The sequence below is a fragment of the Mucilaginibacter sp. OK098 genome, assembly GCF_900142915.1.
Taxonomy (GTDB): domain Bacteria; phylum Bacteroidota; class Bacteroidia; order Sphingobacteriales; family Sphingobacteriaceae; genus Mucilaginibacter.
The window spans coordinates 123597-142874 of sequence record NZ_FRCM01000005.1 but is presented as its reverse complement, the minus strand read 5'-3'; the positions used below and the strand labels follow the sequence as shown (position 1 = coordinate 142874).

General features: G+C 41.0%; 14 protein-coding genes. 8 read left to right on the top strand and 6 right to left on the bottom strand.

Annotated features, from left to right (window positions below):
• Window positions 1-8: 8 nt before the first annotated feature.
• On the top strand, window positions 9-1457 hold the full coding sequence (locus tag BUE31_RS17325; protein WP_073405099.1) for an APC family permease: 1449 nt from the start codon (window positions 9-11) through the stop codon (window positions 1455-1457).
• Window positions 1429-2847, top strand: coding sequence for a D-alanyl-D-alanine carboxypeptidase/D-alanyl-D-alanine endopeptidase (dacB, locus tag BUE31_RS17320; RefSeq protein WP_073405098.1), 1419 nt, complete (start codon window positions 1429-1431; stop codon window positions 2845-2847). Before BUE31_RS17325 ends, dacB begins: the two co-directional genes overlap by 29 nt.
• Before the next feature lie 124 nt (window positions 2848-2971).
• Here dacB and BUE31_RS17315 read toward each other — a convergent pair whose 3' ends face one another.
• The 3 genes from BUE31_RS17315 to BUE31_RS17305 form a co-directional block, all read right to left on the bottom strand.
• Window positions 2972-3673, bottom strand: coding sequence for a hypothetical protein (locus BUE31_RS17315; RefSeq protein WP_073405097.1), 702 nt, complete (start codon window positions 3671-3673; stop codon window positions 2972-2974).
• A gap of 72 nt (window positions 3674-3745) precedes the next feature.
• Window positions 3746-5707 carry a gliding motility-associated C-terminal domain-containing protein gene (locus BUE31_RS17310; RefSeq protein WP_073405096.1) on the bottom strand — a complete coding sequence of 654 codons (1962 nt, stop codon included), beginning with the start codon at window positions 5705-5707 and terminating at the stop codon, window positions 3746-3748.
• A gap of 206 nt (window positions 5708-5913) precedes the next feature.
• Complete coding sequence (locus tag BUE31_RS17305) at window positions 5914-7752, bottom strand: UbiD family decarboxylase (RefSeq protein WP_073405095.1); 1839 nt, start codon at window positions 7750-7752, stop codon at window positions 5914-5916.
• Between the two features lie 554 nt (window positions 7753-8306).
• Between BUE31_RS17305 and BUE31_RS17300 the strand changes: the two genes are divergently transcribed.
• Entirely contained in the window at window positions 8307-9143 is an 837-nt protein-coding gene (locus BUE31_RS17300; RefSeq protein ID WP_073405094.1) for a sulfite exporter TauE/SafE family protein, read from the top strand.
• 115 nt (window positions 9144-9258) lie between these two features.
• Window positions 9259-9639 (top strand): DUF1634 domain-containing protein, encoded by a 381-nt coding sequence (locus BUE31_RS17295; protein WP_073405093.1) that lies wholly within the window; start codon window positions 9259-9261, stop codon window positions 9637-9639.
• A 19-nt stretch (window positions 9640-9658) separates the two neighbouring features.
• Here BUE31_RS17295 and BUE31_RS17290 read toward each other — a convergent pair whose 3' ends face one another.
• Window positions 9659-12106: a TonB-dependent receptor domain-containing protein gene (locus BUE31_RS17290; protein WP_073405092.1), complete on the bottom strand. Its 2448-nt coding sequence runs from the start codon at window positions 12104-12106 to the stop codon at window positions 9659-9661.
• A gap of 359 nt (window positions 12107-12465) precedes the next feature.
• Between BUE31_RS17290 and BUE31_RS17285 the strand changes: the two genes are divergently transcribed.
• Both BUE31_RS17285 and BUE31_RS17280 read left to right on the top strand, forming a co-directional pair.
• Entirely contained in the window at window positions 12466-13263 is a 798-nt protein-coding gene (locus tag BUE31_RS17285) for a HipA family kinase (RefSeq protein ID WP_073405091.1), read from the top strand.
• Window positions 13241-13624, top strand: coding sequence for a DUF3037 domain-containing protein (locus tag BUE31_RS17280; protein WP_073405090.1), 384 nt, complete (start codon window positions 13241-13243; stop codon window positions 13622-13624). The genes BUE31_RS17285 and BUE31_RS17280 overlap by 23 nt, the downstream gene beginning before the upstream one ends.
• A gap of 64 nt (window positions 13625-13688) precedes the next feature.
• On the opposite strand, the gene BUE31_RS17275 is transcribed toward BUE31_RS17280, so the two are convergent.
• Entirely contained in the window at window positions 13689-14066 is a 378-nt protein-coding gene (locus tag BUE31_RS17275) for a hypothetical protein (protein WP_073405089.1), read from the bottom strand.
• Window positions 14067-14761: 695 nt separating this feature from the next.
• Between BUE31_RS17275 and BUE31_RS17265 the strand changes: the two genes are divergently transcribed.
• Window positions 14762-16051 carry a serine aminopeptidase domain-containing protein gene (locus BUE31_RS17265; protein WP_083620059.1) on the top strand — a complete coding sequence of 430 codons (1290 nt, stop codon included), beginning with the start codon at window positions 14762-14764 and terminating at the stop codon, window positions 16049-16051.
• A 38-nt stretch (window positions 16052-16089) separates the two neighbouring features.
• On the opposite strand, the gene BUE31_RS17260 is transcribed toward BUE31_RS17265, so the two are convergent.
• Entirely contained in the window at window positions 16090-16719 is a 630-nt protein-coding gene (locus tag BUE31_RS17260) for a DinB family protein (protein ID WP_234997853.1), read from the bottom strand.
• Between the two features lie 22 nt (window positions 16720-16741).
• Between BUE31_RS17260 and BUE31_RS17255 the strand changes: the two genes are divergently transcribed.
• Window positions 16742-18526 carry a DUF885 domain-containing protein gene (locus BUE31_RS17255; protein ID WP_234997852.1) on the top strand — a complete coding sequence of 595 codons (1785 nt, stop codon included), beginning with the start codon at window positions 16742-16744 and terminating at the stop codon, window positions 18524-18526.
• The last annotated feature ends 752 nt before the right edge of the window (window positions 18527-19278 follow it).

Genomic DNA, 19278 nt, shown 5'->3' with positions numbered 1-19278 from the left:
AACTATTGATGACGACAAAATCAACACAACCAAAATTAAAGCATGAATTAGGTTTGCTGGATGGCACAATGCTGGTGGCAGGCTCAATGATAGGTTCAGGAATATTTATAGTAAGCGCTGATATTACCCGTAATGTGGGCTCAGCAGGCTGGCTTATAGCCGTTTGGCTGATAACCGGCTTTATGACGCTTACCGCTGCTGTAAGCTACGGCGAGCTGAGCGCCATGTTCCCAAAGGCAGGCGGACAATATGTTTATCTTAAGGAATCATATAATAAGCTGATCGCCTTTTTATACGGCTGGAGCTTTTTCGCGGTGATCCAAACCGGAACCATTGCTGCTGTGGGTGTTGCGTTTTCAAAGTTTACGGCTTATTTAATACCTGCGGTTAGTGAGGATAATATACTATTCAGCACAATGATTGGTAGCTGGCACTTTACAATCAGCGCGGCGCAATGTGTTTCTATTGTTGTTATTATGCTGCTTACCTTTATCAATACCAAAGGCGTACAAAGCGGCAAGATAATTCAAAACATATTTACCATTACCAAACTGTTGAGTTTATTTGGGCTGATTGGATTTGGTTTCCTGGCCTTTAAGGGCGATGTATGGCACGCCAACTGGAGTCACGCCTGGGATATGCACAAGCTGAATGCCGATGGCAGCATTGGAACCTTAACTATTGCGGCGGCCCTGGGAGCTATAGCAGCGTCAATGGTGGGTTCGATATTTAGCAGCGACAGCTGGAATAATGTAACTTTTATTGCGGGTGAAATGAACAACCCGAAGCGCAATATCGGGCTTAGCTTGTTTTTGGGCACACTGATAGTAACCATTATTTATGTGTCGGCAAATGTGATGTACACAGGTGTATTGTCATTACATGATATTGCCACTGCAGATAAGGACCGTGTTGCTGTTGCGGCATCGCATGTTATTTTTGGAAACGTAGGAACGTATGTTATAGCTGTAATGATCATGATCTCGACCTTTGGCTGTAATAACGGATTGATTATGGCCGGAGCAAGAGTTTATTATACCATGGCGAAAGATGGCTTGTTTTTTAAGAAGACCGGTACCCTCAATAAATTTGCCGTTCCTGAATTTGGTTTATGGATCCAGGCAATTGTGGCTTCCATACTTTGTATGAGTGGTAAATATGGCGATCTGCTGGATATGATCTCGTTTGTGGTGGTTATATTTTATGTGCTTACTATAATAGGTATTTATAAATTAAGGATCACCCGGCCGAACGCTGAAAGACCATACAAGGCATTTGGATACCCGGTTTTACCGGCTATTTATATTTTAATGGGCATTGCGTTTTGTATTTTACTGATCATTTACAAACCAGCCTTTACATGGCCAGGGTTGATCATTGTTTTAATAGGCATCCCTATTTATTATATCGCACAGAGAAATTCGACAGATGAGGATACACAAGAGCTGGCTGATTAGTTTTCTTTTTATAACCGGGCATACCTTTGCCCAACCGCTTGATCAAAAGCTGCAATCGGCATTTAACCGGTTGCAGGCTGATAGCCAGTGCAGGTATGCTTCAGTATCACTCACGGTGTTGGATGCTAAAACGGGCGAAAAGGTTTTTACCGCAAACCCCAATATGGGCCTGGCTACGGCATCAACCTTAAAAACCATAACTACCATTACGGCCTTTAATTTATTGGGGAAGGATTTTCAATACCAAACTCAATTTGGCTATAGCGGTACAATTGGCGCTGATGGTACATTAAACGGCGATATTATTATTAAAGGCGCAGGCGACCCAACCCTGGGCAGCTGGCGTTATGAAAACACGCATGAAGGCCATATACTTAGTTTAATGGTTGATGCGCTTCAAAAAGCCGGGATCAAAAAAATTAACGGACGGGTTATTGGCGATGATTCTGTGTTCGGTTCACAATCTATACCTGAAGGATGGATCTGGATGGATGTAGGCAACTATTATGGTGCCGGTACATCCGGACTTTGCTGGCGCGAAAACCAGTTTGATATAAAACTACGAACCGGCAGGGTTGATAGTGCTGTCGGTATATTGCGTGAGGTTCCGGAAATGCCGTACCTCAACTTCAAAAGCGAACTGGTTAATGCACCATCTGGCACGGGTGATAACGCTTATGCTTTTTTGCCTGTTAACGGCAAAACAATGTACCTGCGGGGCACTTATGCACAGGATCAAACTAAAAAAAGCATCTCAGCCGCTCTGCCTGATCCTGCTTATGACGCTGCTTTCAGGCTGATGGATACGTTAAAGCGATTGGGAATTTCTGTAAGTAATGAACCTGAATCAACCAATACTTTAACCGCAAAAGGATTAACAACACCGCAGATAGTAACAAATTTTACAACCCTCCTATCGCCGCGTTTAAGCCAGATCGTTTACTGGCTCAATCATAAAAGCATTAACCTGTATGCGGAACAATTGCTAAAAACCATTGCCTGGAAAGCCGGAAAACAACCATCAACTATGAATGGTGTTGAGGTTGAACAATCCTTTTGGAAAGCCCGTGGCATCGACCCAAATTCCTTAAATATTGTTGATGGCAGTGGCCTCTCGCCGGGCGATAGGGTGACTACGCTAACATTGGCAACCATCCTGCAATCAGCAAAAAAAGAAACCTGGTTTCCTGATTTTTACGATAGTTTGCCCACTTATAATGATATGCGAATGAAGAGTGGCAGCATATTAAACGTGCTTACTTATGCCGGGTACCACACTTATAAAGGCCGCGAGCTTTGCTTTTCAATTATGGTGAATAATTTTAGCGGAAGCAGTAAAGGGATTAAGGAGAAGATGTTTAGGATGCTGGATGAATTGAAGGTCCCTTGACCCCCTAAAGGAGGAATTTTGAAGAGACGCGATGCTGCGCGTCTTTGCCAATAGACAAGAAAGACCATGCAATCTGTTTAACATATTTCATAAAGACGCAAAGCATCGCGCCTCTTCAAAATCATTAAATTCCCGATTTTATGCTGTTAAACGGCACGCCCAAACCATCAGCGGCGTATTGGGTAAGTACGCTATCCTTTAAAGTCATGTAATCACCATGCTGGGTAACCAGCCATTTTTCAATATTGCCTTCTTTAACTTTTACAGGTACGGTGGCCGATACTACTTTTGAAGCCGAATCAAGCTCAATAACGTATACTTCCTTCTTTTCATCAAGGGGATCATCAAATGGAATAATAACCGTATGATTATAATCATCAATAAAACGCCCCATTACATTTTTGTTGGCAATCTCTTTTGGTTGTAGCGATAACAGGTGCTTAGCCTGGGTTTCCGATAAACCAAATATTTTTAGTCTTACTACATTGCCTTCATCATCTTTCAAGGTATCATATGATGCTACCTGGTTTTTATTTACAAATTTAGCAGCCGCGTAATAGCTATTTTCACCAGCGCTGGTTTCGGTATTGCCCGGTAAAAGGAAGCTGATATGTAAGTTTTGGATTTGAGCGCTGTCTTTTTTCAGTTTGCCGGCAATCAGCACTAATTGCGCTGTGGTCATGCGGCTAGCAATATGCACATTTACGGTTGTGGCGGTATCTGTTTTAAAAACTTTTGATACGGTGTAATGAGGTACGTCCTGCGGTTTTTTGCAGGCGAAAAAACTCAATAATAAACAACCGATAATTATTCTCTTTATAAACATGTTCTTAAAATTGCTTGAGGGGCAAAAATATAAACAATTTTATTGAGTGGGGTCACTTTTTATAAACAGGCTTTACTTTATGAGGGTTACATAACCACTTTGGGCGACATCTTTCCCATCAATCATAGTATAGCTTGCCATCCAGTAAAATACGCCAAATGGCAACGGCTTTCCGTTAAAGCTTCCATCCCAGCCTTTGAAAATGCTTTGTGATTTGAAAATAAGTGCGCCCCATCGGTTGTATATCAACAACTGAAACTTAAGGGGATTGGCGTCCTGGTTTGATCTGAAAATATCGTTTATACCATCGCCGTTAGGAGTAAATGCATTCGGGAAAACAATGGGCTTGCATGGGTCTAGCGCCACATCTACGTTAATTATATCAATTACGCAGCCCTGCTGATTAAATACGCTGAAAGAGTTTGCACCGGGTGGCAAAGTTTTGATAGCCTGATCAATTGGATACACCTGCGATCCGTATCTTATCGACGTTGCGCCTTTGGTATCGCCGTATATCATAAATTTTATTTCGCCGAACAGGGTGCAATCGGCATTTTTTACGGCATAGGTTATGTTGGGTATGTCGAGAGCATAGTCGGGTACAATCACGGGGCGCTCAACCCTGTCACCGCCCGATGATATGATTACAAGGTTATATGCACCTGGCGGAACAAGATCGAATATCCCGGTTGCATTGCTTATATTGTTAAGCGTGTAAGTATAGTTATCAGGGTGTGGCTGAGTAGTTACTGTTACTTTGGCCTTGCCGAACACGTCGCATTCACGCGCAACCTGTACATCGTTTACTGTTATTGGCGGGCAAACATCCTGTTGCAAAGTGTAGTCTTTCTCGTTGACGATGCAACCCTGGGCATTTAGAATAATAAAATGATAGGCGCCTGCGGTTAAGCCGCTAAAGGTGTGATCGAAGGAAAACAAATTACCATTATATTTTATAGTGTAAGTTGAATTATTGACGCCGGCATCCAGCTTAATTTCGCCCAATATATCACATATCGGATTTTTAAGCGAGGGCGTAATAAAAGGGGCAGTGAGCGTGAAGTCGGGGACGGTGAAGGAGGTGTGTTTTGGAAATTCTTCTCCGTCGGAGGTGATGGTTAACGGGTGAACGCCCGGCGCGAGGTTATCGAAGATGCCGGTTAAATTAGTTTGCCCATTGCCAAGGGTAAATGTGTATTTGCCGGTGTGCTGCTTAGTTATAATTTCTACCCGGGCCTTGTTAAAAATATCGCATTCTTGTGTAATGCGGGTATCGGTTATCTCGATCGACGGAACCTCTCCCGCTTCGGTTACGCTTCCCGCATCATAGACAATATATGGTAAGGAGCCTGCGTTTCCTTTTACTATTTTATTTTGCATGTCCAGCTCAATCAGATTGGTACTATTACCAGATAAACTCAATGCAAAAAGGATATCTTTTCCATTCACAGCAACATTGGTAAGGCCATAAATCGTCTGACCTGTGTAGGGAATATAAAGCGTGCTATTGGAGGGGGCTTTTAACTTAACCTGTACAATCCCGCGGTCTGATGCCATATATAATTCATTCTGAAAAAAGGCCAGATCGCCGGTGGCAGAATACGGCATCGACCCTAAAAATACCGGGACAGGAGACGGGCTGTTAGGGTCAATCATATATAGTTGATTATATATTGCATAATATATAACACCCTGCTTATCAACAGTCATAGAGTTTGCGTACACACCAGTTGATATTAATTGGCAATTGGTAACTGAAACGGGACTCCCGGTTAAATTACCTGAAAACAGGTGTCCATATGCATCAGAGAAATAAATTTTATTGGTGAATATGGCAATCGAGAAATAGCTATAACATCCCGGGACTGTTTCAGACACCAAACCATTAGCGGTAAGGGTTACCAGCTGTAACTGACCGGCACTTGTAGCAGCATAAAATTGCTGGGAATAGGTTTTTGTATAAAAAAAAAGAAACAGGATAAAAAGGAGTAGCTTTCCCTTTGACTTACTGTGTTTAAATATTTGCGTGAACACTATATCGGGTGATAAGATTTAACGTGTTAAATTAAGATAATATTTTTGACAAGTTGGTTAAACCGCCGTATTAAATTACCAAGTATAGCGCCGTTATAATATCCTATCCATGATTTTTCACCTATCGTATTTTAATACGACCGGTGAAATGCAAAAGTATGTAAGTGCCAGACAGGACATGTATTCGAGCTCTTGCATTTCGGCACTTAAATTATTCCATATAAAGCGGCTCCTTTTTCTCCCATCCTATCCACTAACTTCTCTACTTCCGGGTCTTTTTCCAGTACTGGTGCATGGTGTGGCTTAATGCGTGCATCAATGATCAGCGGGCCATTGCAGCCCCAATGCTTATGTTCTGTAAAACTTTTAATGCCATAAATATCGTGGGATGGGTTACTGCGGGTAAAAGTAACCCAAACAAAATTATTAATGTTTTGAGCTGTAAATCCGGCATCGTCACAAAATACCATCAGGGGTAAACCATCAAGTTCGGCATCCTGCAAATGCTCATCCAAAATTTCAAGCATTAAAGGCATATCGCTGCTCCTGATGTTTTTGGGCACTTCAACGGCCAATACGCCAGGCATCACCATTTTATATTTTTCAAAAGGGCGGGGCAATGTAAAACTTGAAGGCACTTCATTCCAAAGCTCTCTTTTAATTTCACCTGCAGCTGCTACTGCTACTTTACTGCCTGCATTTAATCCGCTGCCGCTATAGTCAAGGGTGTCAATGGTAGTGTTTGTGTAAAAATGCAGGTCGCGGGTCAGGTCTATCCTTTGCAGGATATGCTTTAAAAAGCCGCCAATATCATTCACACTTAAAGCTGGATCATCTTCCTGTGCAGCTATGAATAAGTATTTAGCCAGACTTAGCTGACCTTTTCCCAATATATGGTTGGCAATGGTTAAGATCTCCTGCGGCCTTCTTTCATTGCTATAAGGGGTATAACGCTCGCTGCCTATAGCAAACAATAAAGGGTGTACCCCGGCAGCATCTACCGCGTTTACAGCGTGCAGACCGGGGATCTCTTTCGGGATAGCAGAGCCCGTAATTTCATGGATAAGCGCACCAAAACTGGTATCTTCTTGCGGCGGCCGGCCAACTACTGTGAATGACCAAATAGCATCCTTGCGATGATAAACGTTGTGAACCTTTAAAAGCGGGAAAGGGTGTTTTAAGCTATAATATCCCAAATGATCGCCAAAAGGACCTTCAGGTTTGTTGTCATGCGGCATAACGGTGCCGGTAATTACAAAGTCAGCATCGGCGGAAATGCAAAAACCTTCCGCATCATAAAAATAACGAAAACGGCGGTTACCCAATGCACCGGCAAAGGTCATTTCAGATAATCCCTCAGGCAGCGGCATTACCGCAGCAACCGGATGCGATGGCGGCCCTCCTACAAATATGCTCACCTTTAAAGGTTGCCCTTTTGCATTAGCTTTGGCTTGATGAACACCAATGCCCCTATGCAACTGGTAGTGCAAACCGATCTCTTCATTCATGATATAATCATTCCCCCCCATCTGGATGCGGTACATCCCCAGGTTGGCGTTCATAATACCTGGTTTATCGGCATCCTCGGTATACACCTGCGGCATGGTTACAAACGGACCTCCGTCCTTTGGCCAGTTAACTATTTGCGGTAAATCACTGATATGGCATTTTGCAAAGTTTACAGGTGCGCCGCGGCCTGTTTTCATTGGCAACGCCGATAATGCGGTAAGCCCCACATTGGCATATTTAAACGGATGTTTTATTGCTTTTAGAGGGTCGGACTTTAGGTCGACCAGCGTTTTGATCTTATCAAGCGTGTCCCTGAAAATAAACTTCGATCTGTCAAGCGTTCCGAACAGGTTTGATACAGCCGGAAACTTGCTGCCTTTAACATTTTCAAAAAGGATAGCCGGGCCCTCATTTTCAAATACACGCAAATGAATTGCGGCCATTTGCAGATAAGGGTCCACCTCTTCCTTTATCCGGATCAACCGGCCATGCTTTTCAAGATCGGCAACACAGGCCTGTAAACTTGGGTAACTCATATTTGCTGGGCAAATGTACAAAATGCCGTGGTTGGTTACGCACCTCCGGAGCGCCAAATATGTTGTAATCTTTTTTCTACCAATATTACGCCCCAATGGGGCGGTTGGCGGTTAGGACCTTCCTTGTTTGACGTGGCGATCCGGGGTGAATGCAATTCGCCCTTACGGAGGAGTTTTTATACATATTGTAAGGGTTGATCTCAAGTTTATATCTCCTACTGTTTCATCTTCAAATTACCAAATCAACACATTTGCAAATCCCCTCATCCGCACATCGGTAATCCGCACATCCGCACATCATATTATTTCTTCTTCAAATTACCAAATCAACACATCTTCAAATCCTTCATCCGCACATCGGTAATCCACACATCCGCACATCATATTATTTCTTCTTCAAATTCAAATCAACACCTTTTCAAATTTTCTCATCCGCACATTCGCACATCCATAATCCGCACATCATCAATACCACTAAATCTATAGACAAACATTAAAGTAAGTGCTTAAAAAAAGTTATTATTACTTTAGCGGCACCCTATTTTATTTATAGCATGTCAGTAATATTTTTCACGCTTATTATACTTATTGGTTCCTATTTTGCTGGTTTATTGGGTTCATTAACAGGGCTTGGCGGGGGCGTTGTAATTATCCCGCTGCTTACTTTATTGTTGAATGTTGATATTCATTATGCTATCGGGGCATCGCTGGTATCGGTTATTGCTACCTCGTCCGGTTCGGCTGCTGCTTATGTTAAGGAGGGGATAACCAATATGCGGCTCGGCATGTTTTTAGAGATAGCAACCACAGCCGGGGCCATGTGCGGTGCTATACTTGCCGTTTATATCCCAACACATTACATAGCCATATTATTTGGAGTTATCCTGCTTATGTCGGCATTGCTTTCGCTGCGTAAAAAGGCGGAACAAATAGTAGTTGAAAAAAGCTACCTGGCCGAAAAACTAAAGCTTAACAGCAGCTATCCTACCGCTGGTGGCACTGTTGAATATAGTGTACGCAAAGTAGGCGGTGGTTTTGTTATGATGATTTTTGCCGGCACCATTTCGGGGCTACTGGGTATTGGCTCTGGCGCATTAAAGGTGATAGCTATGGATACCATTATGCGCATCCCTTTTAAGGTATCAACTACCACAAGCAACTTTATGATAGGTGTTACTGCATCAGCAAGCGCGGTTGTTTATTTGCAGCGGGGCTATATCAGCCCGGGCTTGGTTATGCCGGTTGTTATCGGGGTATTGTTTGGCGCCTTTACAGGGTCGAAAATATTGGTTCGCACAAAGTCATCAGGATGGCTACGGTGGGTTTTTGCCATTGTAGTATCCTTTCTAGCGGGGCAGATGATCTATAACGGGGTAACAGGGAAGATATAATTGCGGTTCATGGTTGATAGAAAGAAGCAAGACGGCAAGAATCAGGAATCAAGAAAACGCAGCTACCATGAACCATCAACTATGAACTGCTCTGAACCATAAACTAAAAATAAAAATGAGCAAATTTAAAGACACAGACATACAATCACTTATAGGGCAGGTGCTGCGGGGCGGCATGATCGTATCTATGAGTATTGTTTTTTTAGGGGGCATCTTTTTTATGTACAGGCATGGACATTCTATTCCTGATTATAGGAAGTTCAAAGGCATCCCTCCTTTTCTTCAAAGCCCGGGCAGCCTTGTAAACGCTGCGCTTAACTTTAAAGGGCAGGCAATTATCCAGCTGGGCATAATCCTATTAATTGCCACACCCATTTTGAGGGTGATATTTTCAACCATAGGTTTTGTGCTGGAGAAGGATTACCTGTATGTGGGCATCAGCATAGTGGTGTTGCTTATTATTTTTGCCAGCATGATGAGCGGGCATGCAGGATAATCACGCGGAGGTATCCATCTTAATTTCCACCGCCGCCCGAGCCAATCCGTTTTTGCTCCTCTTCGTTCCCGGTACGGTGGGCTGCTACCGCTTTTACCGAAGCTTTCCCAAAGTGGTAGGTAAATGTTAATCTTGCTACCTGGCTTTCCTTTTTATCAGTTACTATAAAATTAAGATTCTGATAATTGATACTGCCTCTATCCTGCTGCGTATTAAATATATCAGTAACATTTAACCGCAAGCTTCCGCGTTTATTAAACAATTGTGTGCCAATGCCGGCATTTACCCAATACCGGGCCTTGTTTTGACTAATGCCATAAAAATTAGGCGATTCATATTCACCCGAAAGTACGGCGCTTACGGTTTCGCTGATCTTAAAATTTTGAATACTGTTAAAAATAATATCCTGTGCGCCTTTATTAAGGGTTCCGTTTTGCGGATAAGCAACATACCGCTGATAGGATGCATCAATGCGATAGTAAGCGCTCCACCAGCTGTTAATTACAACAGGAGTTGAAAATCTAATCCCATAATTATAAATTGTTCCCAAATTAGTTTGTGTTTTTACACTTACTTTGGTACTGTCATTTTGCTCATAAAATCCAAATTCATAAGCATTGCTTATGATAGAGGCATATAAGCTGGTTACGATGATCTTATTATAGGTATGTGACAGTTCAATTGAATTTGAATATTCGGGTTTTAAATTTGGATTGCCGGCCCTGTAATCATACGGATCAACGTAATATAAAAATGGGTTAATGTCTTCGTAAGCAGGCCTTGTAATGCCCCGGTTGTAACTTAATGAAAATTCATTCTTGCTGTTCTTTTTATAAACCAATAGCGCCTGCGGAAACAAGCTGAAATAATTACGGTTTATCTGTGCATTCATAGTTACCGAGTTACCATTAGCGCTGGTTTGCTCGCCGCGCAAACCCATAGTTAAATAAAGCTTATCAAATTTATTTTGATAATTTACATAGGCCGCATTTATGTTTTCGGTGTAAAAGAAATGATTACTCAAATCAGGGTTTGGCACATATTCACCGTTAATTTCAGGTCCAAAAGTCAAAATATTATTGCTGGATGCATGGCTGTATTTAACACCAGCCTCCAAAATAGATGTTTTTGAAAGGGGTGTGCTGAAATCGAGTTTTGAAAGCCAGATCTTAATTTTTGAAGGTGATAAGTTTTCCAATAACTCAGGATCCCTGTAAGGGCTCCAATCCGCATTGTAAAAACTATTGGTAATATATTCGCCCGAACTGCGGCTAAAGGTAGTATAGTTTAAATCGGCAGATAGCGTGCTGCCCGCCTGATCAAGCTTACTGTTATAGTTTAAATTATAATTGATCTTGCTAATGTGCCGGCCAAGTTTTGATTCGGCTGTAATCATTGAATCCAGTACACCATGGTTACTGATGTTTAAACTATTATCTTTTATAAAATCATCCTGGCTTGAAAAGCCATTAACTAAAAATCCAACGGTTTGGGTAGGGGTTATAAAATAATCTGCCCCTAAATTAAAGGCATTGTTTTCACTCTTTTGTGTGCTTTTATAGTCGACACGATAATCGCTGATAATATTATTGAAATTAATTACCCTGTCGGTTATAAAGTTGTGAAATTTCTTATCGACCGCAAAGTTATAACTCCCGAAGATGTTGAACTTAGCCATCCGGTCGTTAAAGGTTATGCCAACATTACTTTTATAGTACTTGCCATAACCGGCTGTAGCAGTAACCGTACCGTTAGCTCCTATATTATTCCCTTTTTTCAATACGATATTTACTATCCCCCCGCTGGATGCATCATATTTAGCTGATCCGCTGGTAATCAGCTCAATTTTTTCTATCATGCTTGACTGCAGGCTTCGCAGGTAAGCAGCCAGATCTTCGCCCGATAAGTTAGTTGTTTTACCATCGATAGTAATCAGGGCATTTTGCCTTCCGATGATATTTACGTTATTACCATTATCAACACGCACACCCGGCGATTGCCTCAATATTTCAAATGCCGAGCTACCCTCGGCTGTTAAGCTGTTGGGGATATTTATTGTGATCTTTCCGGGCCTTACTTCAATTTCGGGCCGGGTACTTGTTATGATAACTTCCTTTAGCTGGTTTGCCAAGGGCTTAAGTATAATTTCTGCTACCCTAAGCGTTTGATCTTCTTCCAAATGGTAAGGGCCGGCATATTTTTTATTATATCCGATTGACGTTGCCAACAACAGGTAGTCATCCGGCATAACTTCTTCAAATTTATACTTTCCATTTTTACCAATAATGGTTGAGCTTATTATTGACGAATCACGTGCCTTTAATAAAATTATGGTTGAAGATTCGAGTGGGGTGTGGTTTTCTGTTACTACTTTACCTTGTATAGACGAGAGAACTACTTGCGCATGCACATTATTAAATAAAGCAGAAAAGAACGCTGATAGCAGGCACCCAAGTATAACCTTCATTAACAGATAGTGTAAAGATTTAGTATAAATTTACCTTTAAATTAAGTTTGATACAATCAAGTAATAAAAATTAACTTGATTAAAAAGTGTAGTTTAACGAAACTCGGGTTATAAAAGTTACCCAAAATCACCTATTAAAAAATTTCAATGGGCTAATTATTCACTAAAAGTTAACCGGAAGCTTAAATAAATTGGATCTAATTTAATTACATTATATTTTCCGTCAGTTTAACCTACTATTGCTCAATACTTTAATTTCTGAACATTCATCATTACCTAATATTTTACACAATTTGATTACTTTCTTTATTCCTGTAAATTTACAGCCGGCCATCAGCATATTATGAAAATACCTGTTTATGAATTACAATAAACCCCAGCTGCGTACTGTTAATGTGCAGCGTTATGTTACACCTCTGCGCGAAGGCGGTTCACTACCGGCAATTGCCGAGGCTGACGACGGTTTTTTATATGTACTTAAGTTCAGGGGCGCCGGGCAGGGTACAAGAGCACTGATAGCCGAATTGATAGGTGGCGAAATTGCAAAGGCCTGTGGGTTAAAAATACCGGAAATTGTATTTGCAAACCTTGATGAAGCCTTTGGCCGTACCGAGCCCGATGAAGAGATCCAGGATCTGCTAAAAGCCAGCGTTGGACTTAACCTTGCGTTGCATTATCTTTCGGGCGCCATTACTTTTGATCCGACAACCACCATTGTTGATGCCAAGCTGGCATCGCAAATAGTTTGGCTTGATTGCCTGCTCACCAATGTAGACCGCACCCCACGCAATACCAATATGCTGATGTGGCACAAAGAACTATGGCTTATTGACCATGGGGCAGCATTGTATTTTCATCATTCCTGGAATAATTGGGAAGAAGCGGCAAAAAAACCATTTTTACAGGTAAAGGACCATGTATTGCTACCAAGGGCTACACAACTGGATGAGGCGGATGCCAAATTTCATTCTATACTGACAGAAGAACTCATCCGGGCAATTGTTGGCCTGATACCTGATGAATGGCTTACAAATGAATCATCATTTGAAACACCAGACCAATACAGAGAAGCGTACATCCAATTTTTAATGATAAGGATAGCACATTCAGAAATTTTTGTAAAAGAAGCACAAAATGCAGCCGAAATACTTATTTGAATATGCCGTTATCCGCGTAGTACCCAGGGTAGAGCGTGAGGAATTTTTGAATATAGGCGTGATATTGTATTGTGCCAAACAAAAGTTTCTGCAAACAATATACCAGTTGGATGAGGCACGCCTTCGGGCTCTTTATCCAGGCCTTGATATTGATGAGCTAATGGAGCACTTATGTTCCTTTGAGCGGATCTGCCGGGGTGATAAGGCAGCCGGACCAATTGGCAAGCTTGATGTTGCCTCACGCTTCCGCTGGCTAACCGCTACCCGCAGCACTGTGCTGCAAACATCAAAGGTGCACCCGGGTATGAGTGAAGATGCATTAATTACGCTGAACAGGTTGTTTGATCAGTTGGTGTTGTGAAATTAAAACTGTCTCTTGTGTGGCATTGCTTAAGCTTTCAACTTAAGCAGAAGCTTTTGGTTTATTATTCCTTCTTCTCCTCATTCTCAGCTTCCAAACGCACTTTTTTTAAATCAATGCGTACCAGGGCAAACAAGCTCATGTATACATTAGCTATAAACACCAATGCAAACCCGGCTATTAAATAGCCGCGCCAGTCAGTAAACAACAATTTATAGTTGGTTACAAAGAGCATTATGATGGTTACATAGTGGCTAAAACAATACTCGCAGGTAAACAGGTAAAAGAACTTACGCGAGGCAATGGTTTTACCCTTTTGGCTACGGGCCAAGCAATACTCCCGTGGCTCCCTGAAAACTTCTTCGTGGGTAACCGTCCATGCAATACAGGCTATGGGAATAGCTAATAAAAACAACCATGCAGTTTGCGTGCTCAATTCCATGATGATACAAATACAAAATGGGTAAAAAAGTTTGGGTTGTTTTTGCAATTCCGATGCTCGGTTTCAAATTGTGTTGAACCCGCGATAATTATTACACCTTCGGGGGCCTGGGTTTGTGTTCTGATGGTGTATCAGAATCAAATGAAAAAAGGGGCTATACTACACTTATTGAACGCAACATCCTTATCTATCTTCCTTGTTTATCAACCCCAAATTTCGTATATTTGGTCAAGAGGTAATCCATAAGAACATAACCTACGAAGAATAGCACTTGCCGAAAATATTTCTTCCTCACCAAATCGTTTTTTTTGACAAATAATTCTTTTTTTCGATCTAAAATTTATATATCTAATTGATATACAGCTACTTAATATTAAATTACAAAAATGACCAAAAGGCCTTTTGCCCGTTTTTTGCCTTTTTCAGACACGACCTAAATGCCTTTTGCCCGTTTTAGGGTAGTTTTGGACATGACCAAAACGCACTTTGCCCGTTTTTTACCTCTTTTTAGACATGACCAAAACACGTTTTTTTCATAGACAAGCCACTGGCATTAACTTTAAGTGGTGTTAAAGCAGTAGCAGGCCAGGCAAACCCTTCCTATTTTATACCCGCTAATTTGACTGAAATAAATAAAAGCTGTCTGATTTTTACTAATTTCGGGATTGCAAATTTCTCTTTCTGACCATACTTAAATGAAGAAAATTATATTTTTTGTTGCTGCCCTGATATTAACGGTAAAAGCTATTGCCCAGGCCGAACCCGCCAATTACATTGCCGCTATAACTAAATTTACTCAATACTATAATCACGATCAGCCTGATAGTATTTACAGCATGTTTAGCGCAGAAATGAAAACGGCTTTACCGATTGATAATTTTAAACCAACCACGGTTCAGCTAAAATCGCAATATGGCAACCTTATAAAAACTGATTTTGTAAGGATCACACAATCGCTTGCCGTATACAAGGCTATTTTTCAAAACAGTACTTTTTTATTAAACCTGGCTTTAAATGCGCAAAATAAATTAACCGGACTGTTGTTAAGTCCATATATAGCAGATAAAGCTGCGCCTGGTGTAACGCTTGATCCTTCGCTTGATGAAACACCTATATTATTAAAAACATTAACGGGTACCATATCCGGTTCATTGGTTATCCCTAAAAATCCATCTGGAAAAATTCCTGTTGTGTTAATTATAGCTGATGCAGGCCCTACCGACAGGGATGGCAACAATGTAAAAACAGGCGTATCGGCAAATACCTATAAATTACTGGCGAATGATCTGGGCAAAAATGGGATAGCTTCCGTACGTTATGATAAGCGCCTTGTTGGTGAAAGTATGACCAAAGGCAAAGAGGCAGAATTGAGGGTTGAAGATTATAGCGATGATGCCATGGGCCTTACCAATATGCTAAATGATGATCCCCGGTTTTCAAAGATCATATTCTTTGGGCATGGCGAAGGTGCATTGGTTGCGGCATTAGCTGTAAATGATTCGCCGGTTAAAGGCTTTATAAGCGCCGAATGGAATGCAGAAAAGGCCGATAAAATACTTACAGACCAATTCAAATCAAAGCCGTTGTTTCAACAAGATGAATTTAAAGCGTTTATGGATAGCCTAAAAAAAGGTAAAACCACACCAAATATTGACCCGGCCTTATATTATATTGCCCGCCCAAGCATTCAGAATTTCATAATGTCGTTATGCAGGTATGAGCCTATTAAAGGGATAAAAAGAATAAAAGTACCAATATTAATTATCCAGGGTACTACTGACAAGGTTGTTGCTACCGAAAGCGGGCAAAAGTTTAAAAAAGCAAAGTCAGATGCCGTGCTCCTTGAAATAAAAAACATGAACCATATTTTAAAGGAAGCGCCGGCAGATGAGGAACAAAACATTGCTACTTACAGCAAACCCGACCTTCCTCTTAAACCCGAACTTATACCCGCAATTGTGGAGTTTATAAATAAGGTGAGGTAGAAAATTATTAATCATTGTCCATTACAGGACGTTGATTATTAAGAACTTTTCCAATCACCCAGCACCCTTCTTATAGCTATGATCTCACCTATGTGGTATGAGTTATGATCTGCCAGTTGCAGGGCTTCGCGTAAAATACTTTGGCCATCACCATGTTCCAGGGGCTGGTAAATATCACTATGCTCCAGCAATTCAATAAATTCGTCCAAATCGCTGTCTATTTGTTCAATTGATCCCTTCCAGGCATCATCATCTACAGGTTCGCTTTCCGTTGGCCAGTATTCATCAGGCCATTTGGGCGATTTGTGGTCAGCATCTTTGCTAAATTGCAACATATCCCATTGCGCTATCCGGATATGATCAACCAGCTGCCAAATACTGTAAGGCATATTATCTGGCTTTACACCACGTAATTTAGGGTTTAATCCTTTTATAGCTTCCTGAAATGAGGTATGTGCGCTGCCACCAAGCAGCAGTTTGGTTAATTCACTTACTAACGTTTTATGCTGATTATCCATTGGGTTTAATTTTATGATGCAACAAATATTGTTAAAATTGGTTGAGAAAAATTTATCAGTAATATCCAGCGCAGCCTTTTTTGTAAAACTTATATACACTTCTGTATATTCTTTTGATTTATTCCGGCTAAAAGTTTTAAGTTTATCCATCAAATATTAAACAGATACCCCGGTGATAAAAAAACTATTATTTATGGCCTGTCTTATTTACTCGGTTCTTATCGGGTGTAAAAAAGACGGCTCGTCCATAAGTTCCCTGCAAGGCAAGGACAATGATGCATTTGCTGTTTATGAAAACTCTTTTTTGGAGGGCTTATGGAAACTAAATCCTGATTGGGCAACATCTGTTGGCTACCATAAATACGATAGCTTACTGTTTGTGCCCGATGATAAAAACAGGGATAAGATGCTCACCTATGCCAAGGTACAGATAGATTCATTAAGCAGGTTTGACGTAAATACCCTATCAGATGCCAACCGGATGGATTATCACGTGATGCAAAACCAGATGGAGTTAATAGAATGGAAGCTGCAGCAATTAAAAGCCTATCAGTGGGATCCATCGCAATACAATGTTATCAGCACATTTGCCTATATACTTAATGAACATTACGCACCGCTAACTAAACGGCTGCGCAGCTTTTACCAAAAAATGGCCAACATCCCGGCTTATTATAAAGCGGCAGAAAAAGAGATAAAAAACCCTGTTGCCGAGCTAACAAGCCTCGCTGCCGACCAGCACCTGGGCGGAGTTGGCGTATTTGAAAAAGACTTTGCCGATTCGCTAAAAAAATCATCCATTCCGCAGGCTGAGCAAAAACAGATGATAGACCGCGCACACCTGTCTGCAGATGCCATTAAAGCCTATGCGGCATGGCTAAAGGCTTTAAAGAACGACAAACCACGTAGTTTCAGGTTAGGTAAAGATCTTTATGAATCTAAATTCAAGTATGAGATCCAGTCGGAATTAACTGCACAGCAGATCTTTAACGCAGCGGTTGAGCGTAAAAAATATCTGCATCGCGAAATGACAAAGATCAGCAAAAAGCTCTGGCCTAAATATTTTGGCACCAAAGCTATGCCTGCCGATTCGTTGGAGTTGATTGCACAGTTAATAGATACCCTATCATCAAAACATGCTGAGCAGGGTGAATTCCAGCCGGCAATTGAAAGACAAATCCCCAAGCTTACTGCTTTTGTAAAATCAAAGGACCTGGTTACGCTCGATCCTTCAAAGCCGCTGGTAGTACGTAAAGAACCCGGGTATATGGCGGGTGTTGCGGGTGCTTCAATGAGCTCTCCCGGCCCGTATGATAAAGAAGGCAATTCTTATTTTAACGTAGGCAGCCTGTCCAATTGGCCTGCTGATAAGGCCGAAAGCTATTTACGCGAGTATAACAATTACACTTTACAGATCCTGTGTATCCATGAAGCTATACCCGGCCACTATGTGCAAATGGTGTACGCCAATAAATCACCAAGCCTTATTAAGTCGGTATTTAGCAATGGAGCCATGGTTGAGGGATGGGCAGTTTACAGCGAAGAAATGATGCTGGACAATGGTTTTGGAGGCGATGAACCAGAGATGAGGCTGATGTGGTATAAATGGCACCTGCGCTCGGTATGTAATACTATTTTAGATTATGGCGTACACTCACAGACTATGACACGGCCTGATGCTTTAAAACTGCTAACACGTGAAGCTTTTCAGCAACAGGCAGAAGCTGAAGGAAAATGGAAACGGGTAAGTGTTAGCAGCGTACAGCTTGATAGCTATTTTACGGGCTATAAAGAAATAATAGACCTGCGCGAAGCCTATAAAAAGAAACTGGGCGATAAGTATAAGTTAAAAGAATTTAATGAGAGGTTTTTAAGCTATGGCAGCGCCCCGGTAAAATATATTAAGGAATCAATGTTAGCCAAGGGTCCTGTAACCGGCAATATTAGTGGAAAGTAGCCAGGTCAAGTGGTTGGCAGTAAGCAGCCTTCGCTGGCAGCGGTAATTTTAGTTAAAATAATTAATTACATGTGGTATCTTGCAAACTGTCTGCTGAAAACTGTAAACTAGTGAATGGCATCACAATTGCTTAATATGAAGTGTTACACCACAATAGTTAAAACCTGGTTATCGTATTTAATTTATAATAAATAATTAATTTTTAATTACATTGCAGGCTAAATAGATAGAAAAGCGAACATTTACTCACAAATGTTTATAACAGTATAAAACGGCACGATTTTATTTCGCAATTCACTATGTATAAATTTCCCCAATACGGGTATTTTTTTACACATATTTCTCATTTTCCCCAATAGCTATTTTTCTCAGAAAAAATAAATATTCCAACCAGTTACAAGGGGGCACTTTTATGCATACAGGTATGATTTTTGCATTTATTTATCTGTAAATTATTATATATTTTCCGTTCACTCTCAAATTAGCACTACCATGAGCACTCTCGCAATTATCGGAATAGCCATACAAGCGGTCCCGGTGTTTTTTATAATAAGAACAAGTATCAATATGATAAAAAATAAAACCCTATACTAATAGGGAATTAGATTTTGTTTGTAGTGGTAAAATGCCACAATATAAACTCCTGCAGAGTTGGCGGGAGTTTTTTTTATTTTATATGAAACTTAACTTCATTCAACTGCGTATAAAAACAGGAGTGAAAATTTAATGATAATGCTAATTTGAGAGTAGCC

Coding starts and splice junctions, on each gene's coding strand:
- BUE31_RS17295 (WP_073405093.1), top strand. CDS start 9,259: ATGAGCAAATTTAAAGACACAGACATACAATCACTTATAGGGCAGGTG.
- dacB (WP_073405098.1), top strand. CDS start 1,429: ATGAGGATACACAAGAGCTGGCTGATTAGTTTTCTTTTTATAACCGGG.
- BUE31_RS17280 (WP_073405090.1), top strand. CDS start 13,241: ATGCAGCCGAAATACTTATTTGAATATGCCGTTATCCGCGTAGTACCC.
- BUE31_RS17260 (WP_234997853.1), bottom strand. CDS start 16,719: ATGGATAAACTTAAAACTTTTAGCCGGAATAAATCAAAAGAATATACA.
- BUE31_RS17290 (WP_073405092.1), bottom strand. CDS start 12,106: ATGAAGGTTATACTTGGGTGCCTGCTATCAGCGTTCTTTTCTGCTTTA.
- BUE31_RS17265 (WP_083620059.1), top strand. CDS start 14,762: ATGAAGAAAATTATATTTTTTGTTGCTGCCCTGATATTAACGGTAAAA.
- BUE31_RS17325 (WP_073405099.1), top strand. CDS start 9: ATGACGACAAAATCAACACAACCAAAATTAAAGCATGAATTAGGTTTG.
- BUE31_RS17300 (WP_073405094.1), top strand. CDS start 8,307: ATGTCAGTAATATTTTTCACGCTTATTATACTTATTGGTTCCTATTTT.
- BUE31_RS17285 (WP_073405091.1), top strand. CDS start 12,466: ATGAATTACAATAAACCCCAGCTGCGTACTGTTAATGTGCAGCGTTAT.
- BUE31_RS17275 (WP_073405089.1), bottom strand. CDS start 14,066: ATGGAATTGAGCACGCAAACTGCATGGTTGTTTTTATTAGCTATTCCC.
- BUE31_RS17315 (WP_073405097.1), bottom strand. CDS start 3,673: ATGTTTATAAAGAGAATAATTATCGGTTGTTTATTATTGAGTTTTTTC.
- BUE31_RS17305 (WP_073405095.1), bottom strand. CDS start 7,752: ATGAGTTACCCAAGTTTACAGGCCTGTGTTGCCGATCTTGAAAAGCAT.